Source organism: Flavobacterium caeni (assembly GCF_900101895.1).
Classification (GTDB): domain Bacteria; phylum Bacteroidota; class Bacteroidia; order Flavobacteriales; family Flavobacteriaceae; genus Flavobacterium; species Flavobacterium caeni.
The window spans coordinates 1-15,304 of sequence record NZ_FMVF01000004.1 but is presented as its reverse complement, the minus strand read 5'-3'; the positions used below and the strand labels follow the sequence as shown (position 1 = coordinate 15,304).

16 protein-coding genes are annotated in these 15,304 nt (G+C 50.5%); 11 read left to right on the top strand and 5 right to left on the bottom strand.

Going from position 1 to position 15,304, the window contains the following annotated elements; all coding sequences use genetic code 11:
• Window positions 1–5 precede the first annotated feature (5 nt).
• From BLP55_RS04130 to BLP55_RS04120, 3 genes are read left to right on the top strand one after another with little or no spacing between them, the layout of a single operon-like run.
• A complete protein-coding gene (locus BLP55_RS04130) occupies window positions 6–560 on the top strand; it encodes a CopD family protein (RefSeq protein ID WP_091141075.1) in 555 nt (184 codons plus the stop codon).
• Entirely contained in the window at window positions 560–2,032 is a 1,473-nt protein-coding gene (locus BLP55_RS04125) for a sensor histidine kinase (protein WP_394331905.1), read from the top strand. The genes BLP55_RS04130 and BLP55_RS04125 overlap by 1 nt, the downstream gene beginning before the upstream one ends.
• Before the next feature lie 9 nt (window positions 2,033–2,041).
• A complete protein-coding gene (locus BLP55_RS04120; protein WP_091141074.1) occupies window positions 2,042–2,824 on the top strand; it encodes an enoyl-CoA hydratase/isomerase family protein in 783 nt (260 codons plus the stop codon).
• Window positions 2,825–3,062: 238 nt separating this feature from the next.
• Here BLP55_RS04120 and BLP55_RS04115 read toward each other — a convergent pair whose 3' ends face one another.
• The 3 genes from BLP55_RS04115 to BLP55_RS04105 form a co-directional block, all read right to left on the bottom strand.
• Window positions 3,063–3,713: an HD domain-containing protein gene (locus BLP55_RS04115; RefSeq protein ID WP_091141073.1), complete on the bottom strand. Its 651-nt coding sequence runs from the start codon at window positions 3,711–3,713 to the stop codon at window positions 3,063–3,065.
• A 170-nt stretch (window positions 3,714–3,883) separates the two neighbouring features.
• Window positions 3,884–4,870 carry an acyl-ACP desaturase gene (locus tag BLP55_RS04110; RefSeq protein ID WP_091141072.1) on the bottom strand — a complete coding sequence of 329 codons (987 nt, stop codon included), beginning with the start codon at window positions 4,868–4,870 and terminating at the stop codon, window positions 3,884–3,886.
• A 56-nt stretch (window positions 4,871–4,926) separates the two neighbouring features.
• Window positions 4,927–5,661: a lysophospholipid acyltransferase family protein gene (locus tag BLP55_RS04105; protein WP_091141323.1), complete on the bottom strand. Its 735-nt coding sequence runs from the start codon at window positions 5,659–5,661 to the stop codon at window positions 4,927–4,929.
• 447 nt (window positions 5,662–6,108) lie between these two features.
• Here BLP55_RS04105 and recA point away from each other — a divergent pair, with 447 nt between their 5' ends.
• The 4 genes from recA to BLP55_RS04085 all read left to right on the top strand — a co-directional run bounded on the left by recA (window position 6,109) and on the right by BLP55_RS04085 (window position 9,952).
• Window positions 6,109–7,113: a recombinase RecA gene (gene recA, locus BLP55_RS04100; protein ID WP_091141071.1), complete on the top strand. Its 1,005-nt coding sequence runs from the start codon at window positions 6,109–6,111 to the stop codon at window positions 7,111–7,113.
• Window positions 7,114–7,202: 89 nt separating this feature from the next.
• On the top strand, window positions 7,203–7,646 hold the full coding sequence (locus tag BLP55_RS04095; RefSeq protein ID WP_091141070.1) for a hypothetical protein: 444 nt from the start codon (window positions 7,203–7,205) through the stop codon (window positions 7,644–7,646).
• Between the two features lie 24 nt (window positions 7,647–7,670).
• Window positions 7,671–8,213 (top strand): RNA polymerase sigma factor, encoded by a 543-nt coding sequence (locus tag BLP55_RS04090; protein WP_091141069.1) that lies wholly within the window; start codon window positions 7,671–7,673, stop codon window positions 8,211–8,213.
• Window positions 8,210–9,952, top strand: coding sequence for an outer membrane beta-barrel protein (locus tag BLP55_RS04085; RefSeq protein WP_091141068.1), 1,743 nt, complete (start codon window positions 8,210–8,212; stop codon window positions 9,950–9,952). Before BLP55_RS04090 ends, BLP55_RS04085 begins: the two co-directional genes overlap by 4 nt.
• 62 nt (window positions 9,953–10,014) lie before the next feature.
• Here BLP55_RS04085 and BLP55_RS04080 read toward each other — a convergent pair whose 3' ends face one another.
• Window positions 10,015–10,773, bottom strand: a complete 759-nt coding sequence (locus BLP55_RS04080) for a lysophospholipid acyltransferase family protein (protein WP_091141067.1) — start codon at window positions 10,771–10,773, stop codon at window positions 10,015–10,017.
• A 105-nt stretch (window positions 10,774–10,878) separates the two neighbouring features.
• Here BLP55_RS04080 and BLP55_RS04075 point away from each other — a divergent pair, with 105 nt between their 5' ends.
• Window positions 10,879–11,256: a GxxExxY protein gene (locus tag BLP55_RS04075; protein WP_091141066.1), complete on the top strand. Its 378-nt coding sequence runs from the start codon at window positions 10,879–10,881 to the stop codon at window positions 11,254–11,256.
• 54 nt (window positions 11,257–11,310) lie between these two features.
• Complete coding sequence (gene trpS, locus BLP55_RS04070; protein ID WP_091141065.1) at window positions 11,311–12,291, top strand: tryptophan--tRNA ligase; 981 nt, start codon at window positions 11,311–11,313, stop codon at window positions 12,289–12,291.
• Between the two features lies 1 nt (window position 12,292).
• Here trpS and dprA read toward each other — a convergent pair whose 3' ends face one another.
• Complete coding sequence (gene dprA / locus BLP55_RS04065) at window positions 12,293–13,393, bottom strand: DNA-processing protein DprA (RefSeq protein ID WP_091141064.1); 1,101 nt, start codon at window positions 13,391–13,393, stop codon at window positions 12,293–12,295.
• 102 nt (window positions 13,394–13,495) lie between these two features.
• Between dprA and BLP55_RS04060 the strand changes: the two genes are divergently transcribed.
• Window positions 13,496–14,434: an HU domain-containing protein gene (locus tag BLP55_RS04060; RefSeq protein ID WP_091141063.1), complete on the top strand. Its 939-nt coding sequence runs from the start codon at window positions 13,496–13,498 to the stop codon at window positions 14,432–14,434.
• A 73-nt stretch (window positions 14,435–14,507) separates the two neighbouring features.
• Window positions 14,508–15,017, top strand: a complete 510-nt coding sequence (locus tag BLP55_RS04055) for an acyl-CoA thioesterase (RefSeq protein WP_091141062.1) — start codon at window positions 14,508–14,510, stop codon at window positions 15,015–15,017.
• Window positions 15,018–15,304 lie beyond the last annotated feature (287 nt).

The following is a 15,304-nucleotide window of genomic DNA, read 5'->3' as shown; positions in this document are numbered from 1 at the left end:
ATAAGTTGGAACTGTACAACTATCTCAAATCGCTACACCTGATCTTTGTGATCACCTGGTTCGCCGGGCTGTTCTACATTGTGCGGCTGTTTGTGTACCAGATCGAAGCCGCGGCCAAGCCATCACCCGAACGCGAGATATTGCAAAAACAGTTCAAAATCATGGCCTACCGGTTGTGGTACATCATCACGTGGCCTTCGGGCATACTGGCCAGCGTTTTTGCGTTTTGGATGTTGCTCGGTACCGATTTGGGACAAGTGTGGCTGCGCGAACCTTGGATGCACGTCAAACTCGCCTTTGTGTTTTTGCTCTATTTGTACCATTTGAAATGCCATCAAATTTTCAAACAGCTGCAAAACGACGAGGTCAAATACACCACCAATTTCATGCGGTTGTGGAACGAAGGCGCGACAATCATCCTGTTTGCCGTCGTTTTCCTGGTGGTACTCAAAAGCGCCGTCAACTGGATTTACGGCGTGGTGGGCATCGTCTTGTTTTCTATTTTGATCATGCTCGGATTTAGATTCTACAAACGCATCCGCGAAAAAAACCAAAGCTGATGGCCAAACGGTTCCACATGTCGATGCTTTCGCTCAGGATCAGGATTTTCCTGTCGATGATTGTGTTGATCCTGATCGCGTCGATTTTGATGGCGTCGATTTCGATCATCCAGTTCCGCAACGAGGCCAAGGAATACCACCAGGAACGGCTCGAGCGCAAGGAAGTTGCCATCAAGGAACACATCAACTATGTGCTGGCCAACACCACCTATCCGCTGACGGCGCGCAATTTGGGTGCGATTTTCAAGGACCGGATCCACGAACTGGCGCAAATCCACAACCTGGAGATCAACATTTACGGGCTCGACGGCAAGCTGGTCAAATCGTCCAAGGCGTCGTTTTCTATCGACAGCGTGTCGCCGCCCATTCCCAAATACATCCTCAAACTCGTACAGTCGTCGATCGAAAAAAGGTATGTGAACATCACCAATGTAGACGGCGTCAAGAACCGCTCGTCGTACAGCTTGATCAAGGACCAGAAGTTCAAGCCGCTCGGGATCCTGAACCTGCCGTATGTAGAGGACGACGGATTTTACGAAAAAGAAATCAAAGAATTCCTGTTGCGGCTGAGCCAGGTGTACGGCTTTATGCTTTTGGTCGCCTTTGCGTTGGCCTATTTCCTTTCGACTTACATCACGCAATCGCTCAAGACGATTTCGGACAAATTATCGGGCACGAGTTTGAACCAAAAGAACGAGAAGATTTTTATCCGCGCCAATTCCAAAGAGATCAATTTGCTGATACGCGCCTACAATTCGATGGTCGACAAACTCGAACGAAGCGCGCTCAAATTGGCGCAAAGCGAACGCGAAGAAGCCTGGCGCGAAATGGCCAAACAGGTGGCGCACGAAATCAAGAATCCGCTGACGCCCATGCGACTCACGGTTCAGAATTTCCAACGCAAATTCGACGCAAACGACCCCGATTTGAAGCAAAAACTCAAGGACTATTCCGAAACGTTGATCCAGCAAATCGACACGATGAGCTCGGTGGCGTCGGCGTTTTCGCAATTCGCGTCGATGCCCGCACAGCAAAACGAAACGCTCAACGTGGTGGAAGTCGTCGAACTCGCGCTCGATATTTTTAACGAAGACGACGTCAAATTCGAGGCCGAGGAACAAACCATCATCTCGAAAATGGACCGCGCGCAGCTGATCCGGATCATCAACAACCTGGTCAAGAACGCGATCCAGGCCATTCCAGAAAACCAACCCGAGAAATTCGTGGGTGTGTCGGTCAAACGGCAGGACGGCGAGGTGTTGATCAAGGTGGCCGACAACGGGACGGGCATCGAACCGCAAAACATCGCGCACATTTTCGAACCCAAATTCACGACCAAGAACAGCGGCATGGGTCTTGGGCTCGGAATTATCAAAAACATCATTGAAAATTACAAAGGAACGATTACTTTTGAAACACAACTGGGCAGCGGCACGGTGTTTACCGTCTCGCTCCCGATCATCAACGCATAACCCGATACCATGGCTTACGAAAACATCCTTACCGAATCAAACAACGGCATCGCTACGATTACCGTCAACCGCCCTACCAAACTCAACGCGCTTAACAAACAAACCATCCAGGAACTGCACGACGCTTTCGAGGCGCTCGCGGCCGATGCCCAGATACGCGCCATCATCCTGACCGGAAGCGGCGAAAAAGCGTTTGTGGCCGGTGCCGACATCGCCGAATTTGCGTCGTTCTCGGTGCAGGAAGGTGCACAACTGGCGGCACAGGGCCAAGAGTTGTTGTTTGATTTTGTACAAAACCTGCGCACACCGGTCATTGCAGCCGTCAACGGTTTTGCGCTCGGCGGCGGATTGGAACTGGCCATGTCTTGTCACTTTCGCGTGGCTTCGGACAACGCCAAGATGGGCCTGCCCGAGGTTTCCTTGGGTGTAATCCCCGGCTATGGCGGAACGCAGCGTTTGCCGCAACTCGTGGGCAAGGGCCGCGCGATGGAAATGATCATGACCGCGGGCATGGTTTCGGCCGAAGACGCCAAAAATTACGGCCTCGTGAACCACGTCGTGCCGCAAGCCGAATTGCTCGACTTTTGCAACGGCATCGCGCAAAAAATCCTGCGCAACTCCCCAACCGCCATTTCGCAAGCGATCAAGGCCGTCAACGCCAACTTCGAGGACGGTGTGAACGGCTACCAAACCGAGATCAAATCGTTTGGAAAGTGTTTTGGGACGGAGGATTTTAAGGAAGGAACGACGGCGTTTTTGGAGAAAAGAAAGCCCGAGTTTAAAGGAAACTAATTTTTTAACCGCAAAGAAAAGAAGGCTACGCAAAGACCGTTGAGCGGAAAGCGTTTTATAAAATTCTCTGCGCACTTTGCGAAAACCTCTGTGCGCTTTGCGGTAAAACCTAACTGCGTTTTATAAAATTCTCTGCGCACTTTGCGAAAACCTTTGTGCGCTTTGCGTTAAAACCTTTCTACGCCTTATAAAAATCTCTGCGCGCTTTGCGTTAAAACCACTTTGTTTTTAGATCAAATCATTTATTGCCATCCCACTCCGCAAAAAACTGCGCCAAAAAATTTTCCATGTAGTCATGGCGTTGCTGCGCGATTGCTTTACCGGTTGCCGTATTCATCTTGTCTTTTAGCAACAATAATTTTTCATAAAAGTGGTTCACCGTGGGCGAATCGCTTTTTTTGTACTCGTCCTTGGACATGTTCAGATTGGGCGCTATGGACGGATCGTACAACGCGCGGTTCTTGAACCCGCCGTAGTTGAAACAACGCGCGATCCCGATGGCGCCCAGCGCATCCAAACGGTCGGCGTCCTGCACGATCTCGAGTTCTTTCGAGGTGAATTGACGCTCGAAATTCCCGCCTTTGAACCCTACGTTTTCGATGATGGCCGTCACGTGCCGGATGATCGATTCATCGGCATTTTGGCTTTCGAGGAACGCACGCGCCACACGTGGCCCGACGGTTTCGTCACCGTCGTGGAATTTGCTGTCGGCGATGTCGTGCAACAACGCGCCGAGTTGTACGATTTGCAGGTCGCAGTCTTCTCCTTTCCCGATCAGCAGCGCATTTTTCCAGACGCGTTCGATGTGGAACCAATCGTGGCCGCCCTCGGCATCGCGCAAGGTTTGTCGGACGAATTGGACGGTATTTTCAATTAATGATGCAGTCATACGGTTGGATGGTTTGCGTGAGCGATGGCAGCGGCATCCTTTTGCGCGCTTGCAAGCAAAAGATAAAGCGTACAGCGCGACGGCGCACAAATTCAGATAGGACGGCAGGGTCGATCGCCGGCACGCCCAAAAAATATTGAATGTCGATTAACTAAATCGAATGTCGAACCTTAAAGCGTTGCAGGGGTCACCCACTTGAAAAGGTGCGATTCGGCCGGGATTACAAGCCTTTCCGAAACCTTGGCCATGCGCGCCGGGAGTTTCATGAGGTAGTCGCGCGCCTTTTCGGCCTCGTCGGTCAGGTTGGAGATTTTACCGATTTCCCAGCGATCGAGCAGTTTTTGCATGATGTCTACATAATCCTGCGCGGTGTATACGCCGATGCGTTGCGCGCAATCCGAGAAATGTTCGAAGGCAAGCCCGATGCTTTCGCCCGATTCACGCAACATGTGCGCGGGCATGACGATCTTGAGTTTCATCATGTGCAAAAACGCGAGCATCATTTGGCTTGGATCGACCTTGAAAATCTGGTCGACAAAATCGCTGTAGGCGTTGTGGTGGCGCATTTCGTCGCCTGCAATCATCTTACACATCTTGGCCAAACGTTTCTCGCCGTGCTTTTTGGCCAGCTGCGAGACGCGGTTGTGCGAGATGTAGGTGGCCAGCTCCTGGAAACTGGTGTAGACAAAGTTTTTGTACGGATCGGCGCCGGTGCCAATGTCGAATGCATCGGCGATCAGGTATTGTGTAGAGATTTCGACCTCGCGCATGTTGATGCGGCCCGAAAGGTAGAGGTATTTGTTGAGTACGTCGCCGTGGCGGTTTTCCTCGGCCGTCCATTGGCGTACCCAGCTGGCCCAGCTGTTGGCCCCGATCTGGTCGATGCCCTCTACCGTCATGAGCCACGACTCGTAGGTGGGTAACGCTTCTTCGGTGATGGTGTCGCCAATGAGCGTGATCCAGAAATCATACGGCAAATCCTTGGCGAGTTCCTGCAATTCCTTGACTTCGTCGAAGAAGTTTTCGTTTTGCGAATCGGGCAAAAAATCCGAAGGCTGCCAGATTTTTTCGACAGGCATCAAATAGTTATTGACCGATTCCTCGATGTTTTTTTCGAGGAATTTCATCACCTCCAAGCGGGTTTGCAATACTGACATTGTGTTTTGATTTGAGATTTTCGGCCCACAAAGGAACTTCCTCGCGCCGAATCAATTTAGTTTTTTATTCCACCGACGATCGCTTGTTCGGTTCTTGCGAAAAGTTCGTCGAATGGCACGTCACTGACCTTGATGGGCTCGTGCACTGTAAAGGTAAGGCGATTTCCGAGACCAAGCGGAAAAATTCCGTATTTAACAATCTTCCAAGAATTGTTGATCGTGACCGGTACCACATAGGCCGACGGCGCCGCCTTGCACAAAATCTTGAGCCCGGTGGCCGCAAACTCCTTGGGCTTGCCGGTTTTGCTGCGCGTGCCTTCAGGGAAGATGACGGCCGAACGGTTGTTTTTCTCAATGTATTCGCCCAAACTGCGGATGACGGGCAACGATTGTTTGGGGTCTTTGCGGTCGATGAGTACCGATCCGCCGTGGCGCAGGTTGTAGGAAACGCTCGGGATGCCCTTGCCCAACTCGACCTTGCTCACAAATTTGGGATGCCAACGACGGCAGAACCACACGAACAGGATGATGTCGTACAGGCTTTGGTGGTTGGACGCAAAAATGATCGGGACGCCTTGCGGCAAGGCCTCGCGTCCTTTGACTTTATAGGTGGTGCCGAACACGTGTCCGATGCGCAACAGTACAAAATTGAGGTAGTCGACGCTTTTTTTATGGGCCTGGTAACCAAACAGATTCAAACAAATCCATTGGATGGGATGAAAGACGATCAAGGCAAGGAAAAACAGTACAAAGACGATGACCGAAATCGGGTAAGAGACTATTTTTTCCATTTTGAAAACTTTTGCGCAAAAGTAAGAAATAATTTCGGGCCATGGACGTACAAAAAAAGTCGTCATTTTAACAAAATCTACAGAAAATCTGCCGCAGACGATGGTTGATTTGCGGTAGGTTTGTACCATTGAAAACGAACCGCCGGGCTTGCGTGTTAGTCACACCCGTGAGACAACCGGATTGTTTCGACTCAGATTTTTACCCGCCTTTTCCCCGAGGTTGTCTTCGAAAAATCGGTGGTTCTTTTCATCCACTTGAAAACGGAACGAAAGCAGGCGCAGCGTCCAAGCACGAGGGCTTATACCACCGTCGTGGCTGCGTCTACCGCCGTTCCTACTTTTAGGTGACGCGCGCCCAACATGTTAAAAAGTATTTTGGGCGACAAATTTTTGGGCTTGAAAAAGCACTATTTTTACGGAAATTAATGCACTATAAACGAAGGAAAAATGAGTTCAGAAAAAGAAGCGAAATTAAAAGCACTGCAATTAACCCTTGATAAATTAGACAAAGCATACGGCAAAGGAACGGTCATGAAAATGGGTGACAAGGCCGTCGAAGAAGTAGAAACGATTTCATCGGGATCGCTCGGGCTCGATTTGGCTTTGGGCGTCAACGGATACCCAAAAGGCCGTATCATCGAGATCTTCGGACCTGAATCGTCGGGTAAGACCACGCTGACGCTGCACGCCATTTCTGAGGCGCAAAAAGCAGGCGGCATCGCGGCCTTCATCGACGCCGAGCACGCCTTCGACCGCAACTATGCCGAAAAACTCGATGTAGATGTAGAGAACCTCATCATCTCGCAACCCGACAACGGTGAGCAGGCGCTTGAAATCGCCGAAAACCTGATCCGTTCGGGCGCAATCGACATTGTCGTGATCGACTCGGTGGCGGCGCTTACGCCCAAAAGCGAAATCGAGGGCGAGATGGGCGACTCAAAAATGGGCCTGCATGCGCGTTTGATGTCGCAAGCGTTGCGCAAATTGACGGGAACCATCAGCAAAACCAATTGTACGGTGTTTTTCATCAACCAGCTGCGCGAGAAAATCGGCGTGATGTTCGGCAACCCCGAAACCACCACGGGCGGTAATGCGCTCAAGTTTTACGCGTCGGTGCGTTTGGACATCCGTCGTTCGTCGCAAATCAAAGAAGGCGACAATGTGATCGGGAACCGCACCAAGGTCAAGGTCGTCAAGAACAAAGTGGCGCCACCGTTCAAAACCGCCGAATTCGACATCATGTATGGCGAAGGCGTTTCGAAAACGGGCGAGATCTTGGACCTGGCCGTTGAATTCGAGATCATCAAAAAATCTGGATCTTGGTTCAGCTATGGCGATACCAAGCTCGGACAGGGCCGCGACGCGGTCAAGACGATGATCAAGGACAACCCAGAATTGGCCGACGAACTCGAGCAACGCATCAAAGACGAAATCAAACAACGCGGCGAATAGCATACCAACCCGAATTTTTTCGGGTTTTTTTATGGCCTTACGCAACCCTTTTGCCCAACCACCATCTATCGAACATTAAAATGCATACGATGAAAAAAATAACACTTCTTTTACTGGCCGCTTTTGCCCTGATTTCATGCTCTTCGGACAGCGACAGCCAGCCTGAAGTACATTACGAAGTCATCCCGATCACGCGCTGCAATATGCCTTATATGATGACATCGGGCGAGACCTACGAATTTGAAATGATTTACAGGATGCCGACCACCTGCCACACCTACAAGGGAATTTTTTTTGAAGGCAACGGCAACGTAAAAAAAGTAGCCATACAAACCGTCGTTTACCAGCGGCCCGATTGTCAGCTCATCGACTACACGACCAACATACAGCCGGCACCCGAACCGCAGGTTTCGAACTACCAATTCAAGGCCACCGCACCGCCCGGCACCGTATACACGTTCAAGATCTGGACCGGCAAGGACCAAGATGGCGAAGACACTTTTTATGACGTAAACGTACCCGTAACCAATTAACCAAGCAAAAACCCTAACCAACCTTTGAATTTAGAGCAACTTATACTCGATTGCCAAAAAAAGAATATCAAGGCCCAGGAGCAACTGTTTAGACTGTTTTCGTCTAAGTTGTTTGCCGTGTGCCTCAAGTATTCGCGCAATTACGAGGAGGCGCAGGACAATTTACAGGACGGGTTCATGCTTATTTTTGACAAGATCGGACAATTTGCGTTTGCCGGTTCGTTCGAAGGATGGGCCAAACGGTTGATGATCAACAACGCACTGCAGGTGTACCGCAAAGACCATTCGCTACGCCTGATTACCGAGGATGTAGCCGATGAGGAAGTCGTCGAAATAGACGACAACAACCTTTCGATGGACTACCTGCTGGGACTGATCCAGGAGTTGCCAGACCGCTACCGGCTTGTGTTCAACCTGTATGTGATCGACAATTACGCGCACAAGGAAATCTCGGAGATGCTCGGCATCAGCATTGGCACCTCTAAATCGAATTTGTCGCGCGCGCGTACGATCCTAAAAGATAAAATCGAGGCTTTACAAACCACTACCGCAATATCTGCAAAATGAGTGAGAGAAAAAATATAGACAAGCTCTTTCAGGAGCAGTTCAAGGACTTCGAGGTGAATCCGCCCGAACACACCTGGGACGAGCTCGAAAAAAGGCTGAAAAAGAAAAAGAAACGCAGGGCTGTCCCTATTTGGTGGCGCCTGTGGGGTGTTGCCGCGGCCTTGGTCGTTGGGCTGCTCGCTGGCAACCGTATGGGATGGTTTGGTGACGGTACGGCTCCGTCCGACGCCGTTGTCGTCGAGGCACCAAACCCACCCGCGAACAAGAATGCTGCAACCAGCCCTTCGGTGGGACAAGAGGCCGTCGCAAACGCGGATGCAAACGGCGAATCCAAGGCGAACGCTACAGGCGAATCTGTTTCGGCGACTGGTGAAGAAATCATAACGGAAGGTGTTTCACAAAAAGATCTGAACGATACCGAAAGTGCCATAGTCCAGACCACGCCACCGAAGAAGACCGTCAAAAAGACTTCGGGAAAACCGGCGGCAAGGGCGTTGTATCCGACTCCTAAAACAAGGGTCGCGCAACGGGAAAACGCAGGCCGTACCGATGATGCGCCGCAAAAAAGCGGACCGACAACCCATAGAAACCAAACCGACGCCTTGGCCGATGCGCCTTCGAACCAAAATCAATCGAACAAGATTCAAGACGCCAATCCGTCATCTGTCGCAAACCGCGAGGCCTTGGCCGAAAAGCAACCGCGCGAGGCGACCGACCTGAACAACAAAACCGCGAATGTCCAGCCTGTCAAGGAAACCGGCATCGCCCAAAATAATCTTGATGTGAAATCTTCTGAAGCGGCGGCCTCCCAAGGTGCAGCCGGGCTGGCCGAGGGCAATCAAAAAGCAGACCCGACCAAGAAACACACAACCAACGTCGTCAATCAAGTCGCCGCGGCAGAAGACCATCCTCAAAAGAAATTAGACTCGACGGCCATTGCTACCGTCCCTAATGCGTTGGAAGAATTGTTACGTGAAAAAGAAAACAAGGTTACCCAAGAACCCAAATTAAATAGGTGGCAAGTCACTTCGAATATTGCCCCTATTTATTTCGGGTCGGCCTCTGGCGGTTCGCCTATCGATTCGACGTTCGCAGGAAAATCAAAAAGCTACGATACGCAGGTGAGTTACGGGATCGGCGCTAGTTATGCGATCAACAAGCGTCTGTCGATCAGAACCGGCGTCAACCGCGTTTCGCTGAGCTACGACACCAACGATGTCGAACTGTATGCGTCGATCGACAACGGCGGACTCAAAAACGTAGACATGCCCGAGGGCAACGAGACGCTCAACTTTGGCCGAAGCCAAATGGCACGCGGACGCGAAGCCAATAGAACAGCGGCATCATTGGCGGCAGGCGATTTGGAAACCGATAAATTCTCGGGTACGGTAAACCAGAAAATGGGGTACATCGAAGTGCCTGTCGAGTTGTCGTATGCCATCATCGACAAAAAATTCGGGCTCAACGTAATCGCAGGCTTGAGCACCTTGTTTTTGAGCGACAACAAAATCGTGCTGACCTCCGATGGGCTCACGACCAACTTGGGGCAAGCCAACAACCTCAACCAAACGCATTTCAGTTCAAATGTCGGGCTTGGGGTCAAGTACCGTTTCCTCAAGTCGTTTGAGGCCAATTTCGAACCGATCTTCAAGTACCAGATCAACACGTTCAGCAAGGACAGCGGCGATTTCAAGCCGTACTTCTTTGGGCTTTACACGGGAGTCAGCTTCCGTTTTTAATATTAGTTAGTATTTGTTAGGGTGTTGTTGCCCGAGGGCAATGACGAGAAAGAGCGCTGTGGTTAGGCGCTCTTTTTTTTGAACCGAAGCAGTTGGTGGTAGATGATGGTCCTGACCTGCTCTTTGACGTCCTTGATGGTTTTCTTGTCGTCGATGGGCAGTCCTTGGGTTGGGACAAACGCATGGATCTTGGCGCGCATACGGCCCGGGCTTCCGCTCCAAAACGTATACGAAAACCGCTCTTTGTTGTCGGCAAAAGTCATCGGGACAATCGGGATCTGGTGTTCGATGGCCAATCGGAACGCACCGTCCTTGAACGCGTCGAGCTCGACCGATTCGTCGTCGGGCACGCCACCTTCGGGGAAAATGCAAATCGAAAGGCCTTGGTGTAGTCTTTTCTCGGCACGGTTAAAAACCTCCATGCGGCTTTTGGAGCTGCTCCGGTCGACCAAAATACAGGTACGTTTGTAGAAAAACCCAAAAAGCGGGATCTTGGCAAGTTCTTTCTTGCCCACAAACACAAACGGATTGCTTACGGTGGCCAGCATGAGCATGATGTCGGTCATCGACGTGTGGTTGGCCACAAACATATAGCTTTTGCCTGTCTCGGGTTCCTGTTCTTTTTTGACCGTGTAGTAAAAACCCATGCCGTACAGGATGAACTTGGCCCAGATGCGCGCCATGATGAAAAAATACGGATACCATTTTTCCTTGGCGATCGAAAGCAGCAAAAACGGCAGCATGACCAGTATCGGCACCGCGATAAGCACATAAAACCAGATGCGCCACAACAACCAGAAAAGGTATTTGAAAATTTTCATGCTCCCAAAAATACGCAATGATGGGTAACTTCTGACAAAAGAATTATATTTGTACTATCGACACCACAAAGCACGCAGAGTCTTCCGCAAAGGGAGCAAAGACAGATGACAGATAACGAAATATCAAAAAAAGTAATTGGCTGCGCCATTGAAGTTCATAAAGGTTTGGGACCTGGCTTGCTGGAAAAGGCTTATCAAGAATGTCTTTTCTTCAAGATCAAACAAGCAGGAATGTTAGTCGAAAAGGGAAAAGCGCTACCCCTAACCTTTGAGGATGTAAAATTGGATTGTGGCTATCGATTGGATTTACTCGTCGAGAACACCCTTCTGATAGAAATAAAAAGTGTAAACGCCCTTGAAAATATTCACTTGGCCCAAACGCTAACTTATTTAAAGCTTGGTGGATTTAAACTTGGACTTCTTATCAATTTCAATGAGATACTGCTTAAAAACGGTATCCGAAGGGTAATCAATAAATTATGAACCTTAAAACTTTGCAAGCTTTGCGAAATCTTCGCGAACTTTGCGGTTAAACTTATGTCACGCATCCTTACAGGCATCCAAAGCACCGGCACGCCGCACTTGGGCAATTTGCTCGGCGCCATCATTCCCGCCATCGAATTGTCGAAGAAACCCGAAAACGACACCTTTTTGTTCATCGCCGATTTACATTCGGTCACGCAAATCAAGGACGGCGACACCTTGCGCGCCAACACCTTGAGCACCGCGGCCACGTGGCTCGCGTTTGGTTTGGACATCGAAAAGGTGGTGTTTTACCGACAGTCGGATGTACCGCAAACCGCCGAACTGTCTTGGTATTTGAGCTGTTTCTTCCCGTTCCAACGACTCACTTTGGCGCATTCGTTCAAGGACAAAGCCGACCGTTTGGCCGATGTCAACGCCGGATTGTTTACCTATCCGATGCTGATGGCCGCCGATATTTTGCTGTATGACGTGCATTTTGTACCGGTGGGCAAAGACCAGTTGCAGCACATCGAGATCACACGCGATGTGGCCGCGCGCTTCAACAACCAAATGGGCGAGACCTTTGTATTGCCCGAACCGTTCACCGAAGAAAATACGATGCTGGTGCCGGGTACCAACGGCGGCAAGATGAGCAAATCGGCCAACAACATCATCAACATTTTCCTCGACGACAAGGCGCTGCGCAAACAGGTCATGTCTATCGAAACCGACTCGACGCCGCTCGAAGACCCCAAAAACCCTGATACGTGCAAGATTTTCGCAATCTACAAATTGCTCGGTACCGAAACACAGGTGGCAACGTTGACCGAAAAATACAAAAATGTGAACCGCGATTTCGGCTACGGCCACGCCAAGCAGGAATTGTATGAGTTGATCGTTTCGAAGTTCCAAACCGAGCGCGAAAAATACAACCACTACATGGCCAACCCCAACGAGGTCGAAAAGGCGCTGTTGCACGGGGCGCAAAAAGCAGCCCAAGTAGCCAATGGTGTACTGTCGCGCGTTCGCGAAAAACTCGGATTTTTAGGGTAATTCAAACCGCCTCGAACAGCTTGCCCGGTAGCGGCCGCACCACGCCTTTGAGTTCCATACCAAGCAAAACCGCCGACACTTGCCGGATGGGAAGTTCGCAGCGCAACGCAATCAGGTCCATGAGCTCCTTGCCGTTTTGGGCCAGGAAGTCGTAGATTTTTTGCTCGGCGGCATCGAGCGCGACAAACAACTGTTTTTGCACCGCCCTGGGCTTGGTTTGCAGGTCCCAATTGAGCTGGTAGACCAAATCGGCGGCGCTGGTCAAACAATGTGCGCGTTGCGATTTGATCAGTTGGTTGCAGCCCTGGCTGTATTTATCGGTAGGACGACCCGGTACGGCGAACACCTCGCGGTTGTAGTCGCTGGCAAGGTTGGCCGTGATGAGCGACCCGCCTTTTTCGGCCGATTCGATAACGATCGTGGCCTCGGAAATCCCTGCGACAATGCGGTTGCGGCGTACAAAGTTCTCGGGCGCCGGATAGGAATCGCTCCAGAATTCGGTCAAAAAACCACCATTTTGTTCGATCTTTGCCCTATGGCGTCGGTGCCGTTGTGGATAAATCTGGTTCAGGCCGTGCGCGACCACGCCAATGGTTTGCAAGCCATGTTCGACGGCGGCCAGGTGCGCGGCAATGTCTACGCCATACGCCAGTCCGCTGACGATGATGGGGTCGAGCGGCGCCAGATCGGCCACCAAGCTACGGCAAAAATCCAACCCGTGCGGCGTAATTTGGCGCGTGCCGACAATGCTGATGATCTTTCTGTCTTGAAAATCGATGTTGCCCGACCGGAACAACAACACAGGACCATCGACACAGTGTTTGAGCCGTTCGGGATAACCGTGTTGGTCGAACATCAAAAAATCGATGCGGTTTTGCTGGATAAATTGCAGTTCGGTCTCGGCCAACCGGAACACTTTTTTGTCCTTAAGGTTGCGCAGGAGATACGACCCGATTTGGTCGATCTTGGACAATTGGGAGGGCTTGGATTCGAACACTTCGCGTGCCGAACCACAGTGCTGGAGCAGTTTTTTAGCGAGCACATCGCCCACGCCTTCTACTTTTAGCAAGGCCAATACATAATACAAATCTTCGTGGCGCATAGTAAAACATTGAATCTGAAAAGTATAAAATTTTACCCGGATTGTTGATAAAAATTGTGAATAAAATTTTGGATTGTTAACACATTCAATAACTTTGTTTCTATGAAGATTGAGCAGTACATATCACAGCTATTATACCGACACCAATGTGTGACCGTTCCGGGTTTTGGGGCGTTTTTGACCGAGATCCAATCGGCGCACATCCACGAAAATACACATTCTTTTTATCCGCCCAAAAAACTGGTTTCGTTCAATTCGCATTTGAAGAACAACGACGGTTTGCTGGCCAACCACATCGCACAGGCCGAGAAGACTACCTATGAAAGCGCCGTCGCTTCGATCGAAAGCGAAGTGCTGATCTGGAACAGCATCTTGCAGGTCAACCAGCGCTTTACCCTCAAGAACGTAGGCGAATTGTCGCTTAACACCGAGAAGAACGTGGTATTTTCGCCTTCGGAAAACATCAATTACCTCAAGGAATCTTTTGGACTGAACTCGTTCGTATCGCCTGCCGTCAAACGCGAGGAATACAAAAAAGAAGTCGAGATCCTTGAAGAAGAAGTCCCAACCATTGCCATCACGCCTGAAAAACGCGAAAGCCGCTCGTACCTCAAATACGCCGCGGTATTGGTCATGGCCTTGGGCGTAGCGGGCACGGTGGGCTACAAATTGTTCCAAAACCATGTGGCCGAACAAACCCTGATTGTAGAGACCAACGTACAAAAGAAAGTACAGGACCGCATCCAACAGGCGACATTTATGATCGAGAACCCGATCCCTGCCGTCACGCTTACGGTCAAGGAAGAAAAATTGTCGTACCACATTGTCGCAGGCGTGTTCCGCAGCGAAGCCAATGCGCAAAAGGCCTATGAAGAACTGGTCGCGGCCGGGTTCAAGGCGCGTCGTGTAAAACCCAACAGACACGGGAATTTCCCTGTGGTTTACGGAAGCTATGCCACCAATGCCGAGGCGCAGCAAGCGTTAAAGCAAATCCACCAGACGACCAACAAAGATGCCTGGTTGATGATCAAGACACTGTAATACGATATAAAAAAACAATGGCCTTCGGGTCATTTTTTTATGCGCCGTGGTTACCTTTGCAAAAAATTCTACTATGCAAGCCAAGACTCCTTCCGAATCCCTGACGATACTGACCGACTTGGTCCTGCCAAGCGAAACCAACCCGCTCAACAACCTTTTTGGTGGCGAACTGCTCGCGCGTATGGACCGCGCCGCCAGCATTGCCGCAAGACGTCACTCGCGCCGCATTGTGGTGACCGCATCGGTGAACCACGTGGCGTTCAACCGCTCGATTGCGCTGGGCAGTGTGGTGACGATAGAGGCCAAGGTTTCGCGCAGTTTCAACACGTCGATGGAGATTTTTATCGATGTTTGGATCGAGGACCGCGAATCGGGCGTACGTGCCAAGGCCAACGAAGCGATTTATTCGTTTGTGGCCGTGGACGAACAGGGAAGACCCGTTAGCGTACCGCCCGTCACGCCAGAAACCGATCTTGAAAAAGAACGTTTCGATGCCGCATTGCGCAGAAAACAGCTCAGCTTGGTGCTGGCCGGAAAAATGAAACCGAGCGAGGCAACTGAACTCAAGGCGTTGTTTTTATAATAGGAAAGACGTAAGTCATTGTGTAAAACGTCGAATGTCGAACGAACGCTCGTTGGACATTCGACGTTTGACGTTTGACAGTTGCGTGAGGGATGGCAGCGGAAATCCTTTTGCGGAGTTTACGAAGCGAAAGATTGCAGCGTACAGCCCGACGGCGGCCAAAAGGTTTGTTTGGAACGAATGACGTCTACCGCCGCACGCCCAAATTCACCGCAAAGTTTCCAGAGTTTTACGCAAAGTACACAAAGCAATTCTTGGTAATCTTTGCGTACACTTTGCGCCCTTTG

Coding starts and splice junctions, on each gene's coding strand:
- BLP55_RS04125 (WP_394331905.1), top strand. CDS start 560: ATGGCCAAACGGTTCCACATGTCGATGCTTTCGCTCAGGATCAGGATT.
- BLP55_RS04120 (WP_091141074.1), top strand. CDS start 2,042: ATGGCTTACGAAAACATCCTTACCGAATCAAACAACGGCATCGCTACG.
- BLP55_RS04115 (WP_091141073.1), bottom strand. CDS start 3,713: ATGACTGCATCATTAATTGAAAATACCGTCCAATTCGTCCGACAAACC.
- BLP55_RS04110 (WP_091141072.1), bottom strand. CDS start 4,870: ATGTCAGTATTGCAAACCCGCTTGGAGGTGATGAAATTCCTCGAAAAA.
- BLP55_RS04105 (WP_091141323.1), bottom strand. CDS start 5,661: ATGGAAAAAATAGTCTCTTACCCGATTTCGGTCATCGTCTTTGTACTG.
- recA (WP_091141071.1), top strand. CDS start 6,109: ATGAGTTCAGAAAAAGAAGCGAAATTAAAAGCACTGCAATTAACCCTT.
- BLP55_RS04095 (WP_091141070.1), top strand. CDS start 7,203: ATGAAAAAAATAACACTTCTTTTACTGGCCGCTTTTGCCCTGATTTCA.
- BLP55_RS04085 (WP_091141068.1), top strand. CDS start 8,210: ATGAGTGAGAGAAAAAATATAGACAAGCTCTTTCAGGAGCAGTTCAAG.
- BLP55_RS04080 (WP_091141067.1), bottom strand. CDS start 10,773: ATGAAAATTTTCAAATACCTTTTCTGGTTGTTGTGGCGCATCTGGTTT.
- BLP55_RS04075 (WP_091141066.1), top strand. CDS start 10,879: ATGACAGATAACGAAATATCAAAAAAAGTAATTGGCTGCGCCATTGAA.
- trpS (WP_091141065.1), top strand. CDS start 11,311: ATGTCACGCATCCTTACAGGCATCCAAAGCACCGGCACGCCGCACTTG.
- dprA (WP_091141064.1), bottom strand. CDS start 13,393: ATGCGCCACGAAGATTTGTATTATGTATTGGCCTTGCTAAAAGTAGAA.
- BLP55_RS04060 (WP_091141063.1), top strand. CDS start 13,496: ATGAAGATTGAGCAGTACATATCACAGCTATTATACCGACACCAATGT.
- BLP55_RS04055 (WP_091141062.1), top strand. CDS start 14,508: ATGCAAGCCAAGACTCCTTCCGAATCCCTGACGATACTGACCGACTTG.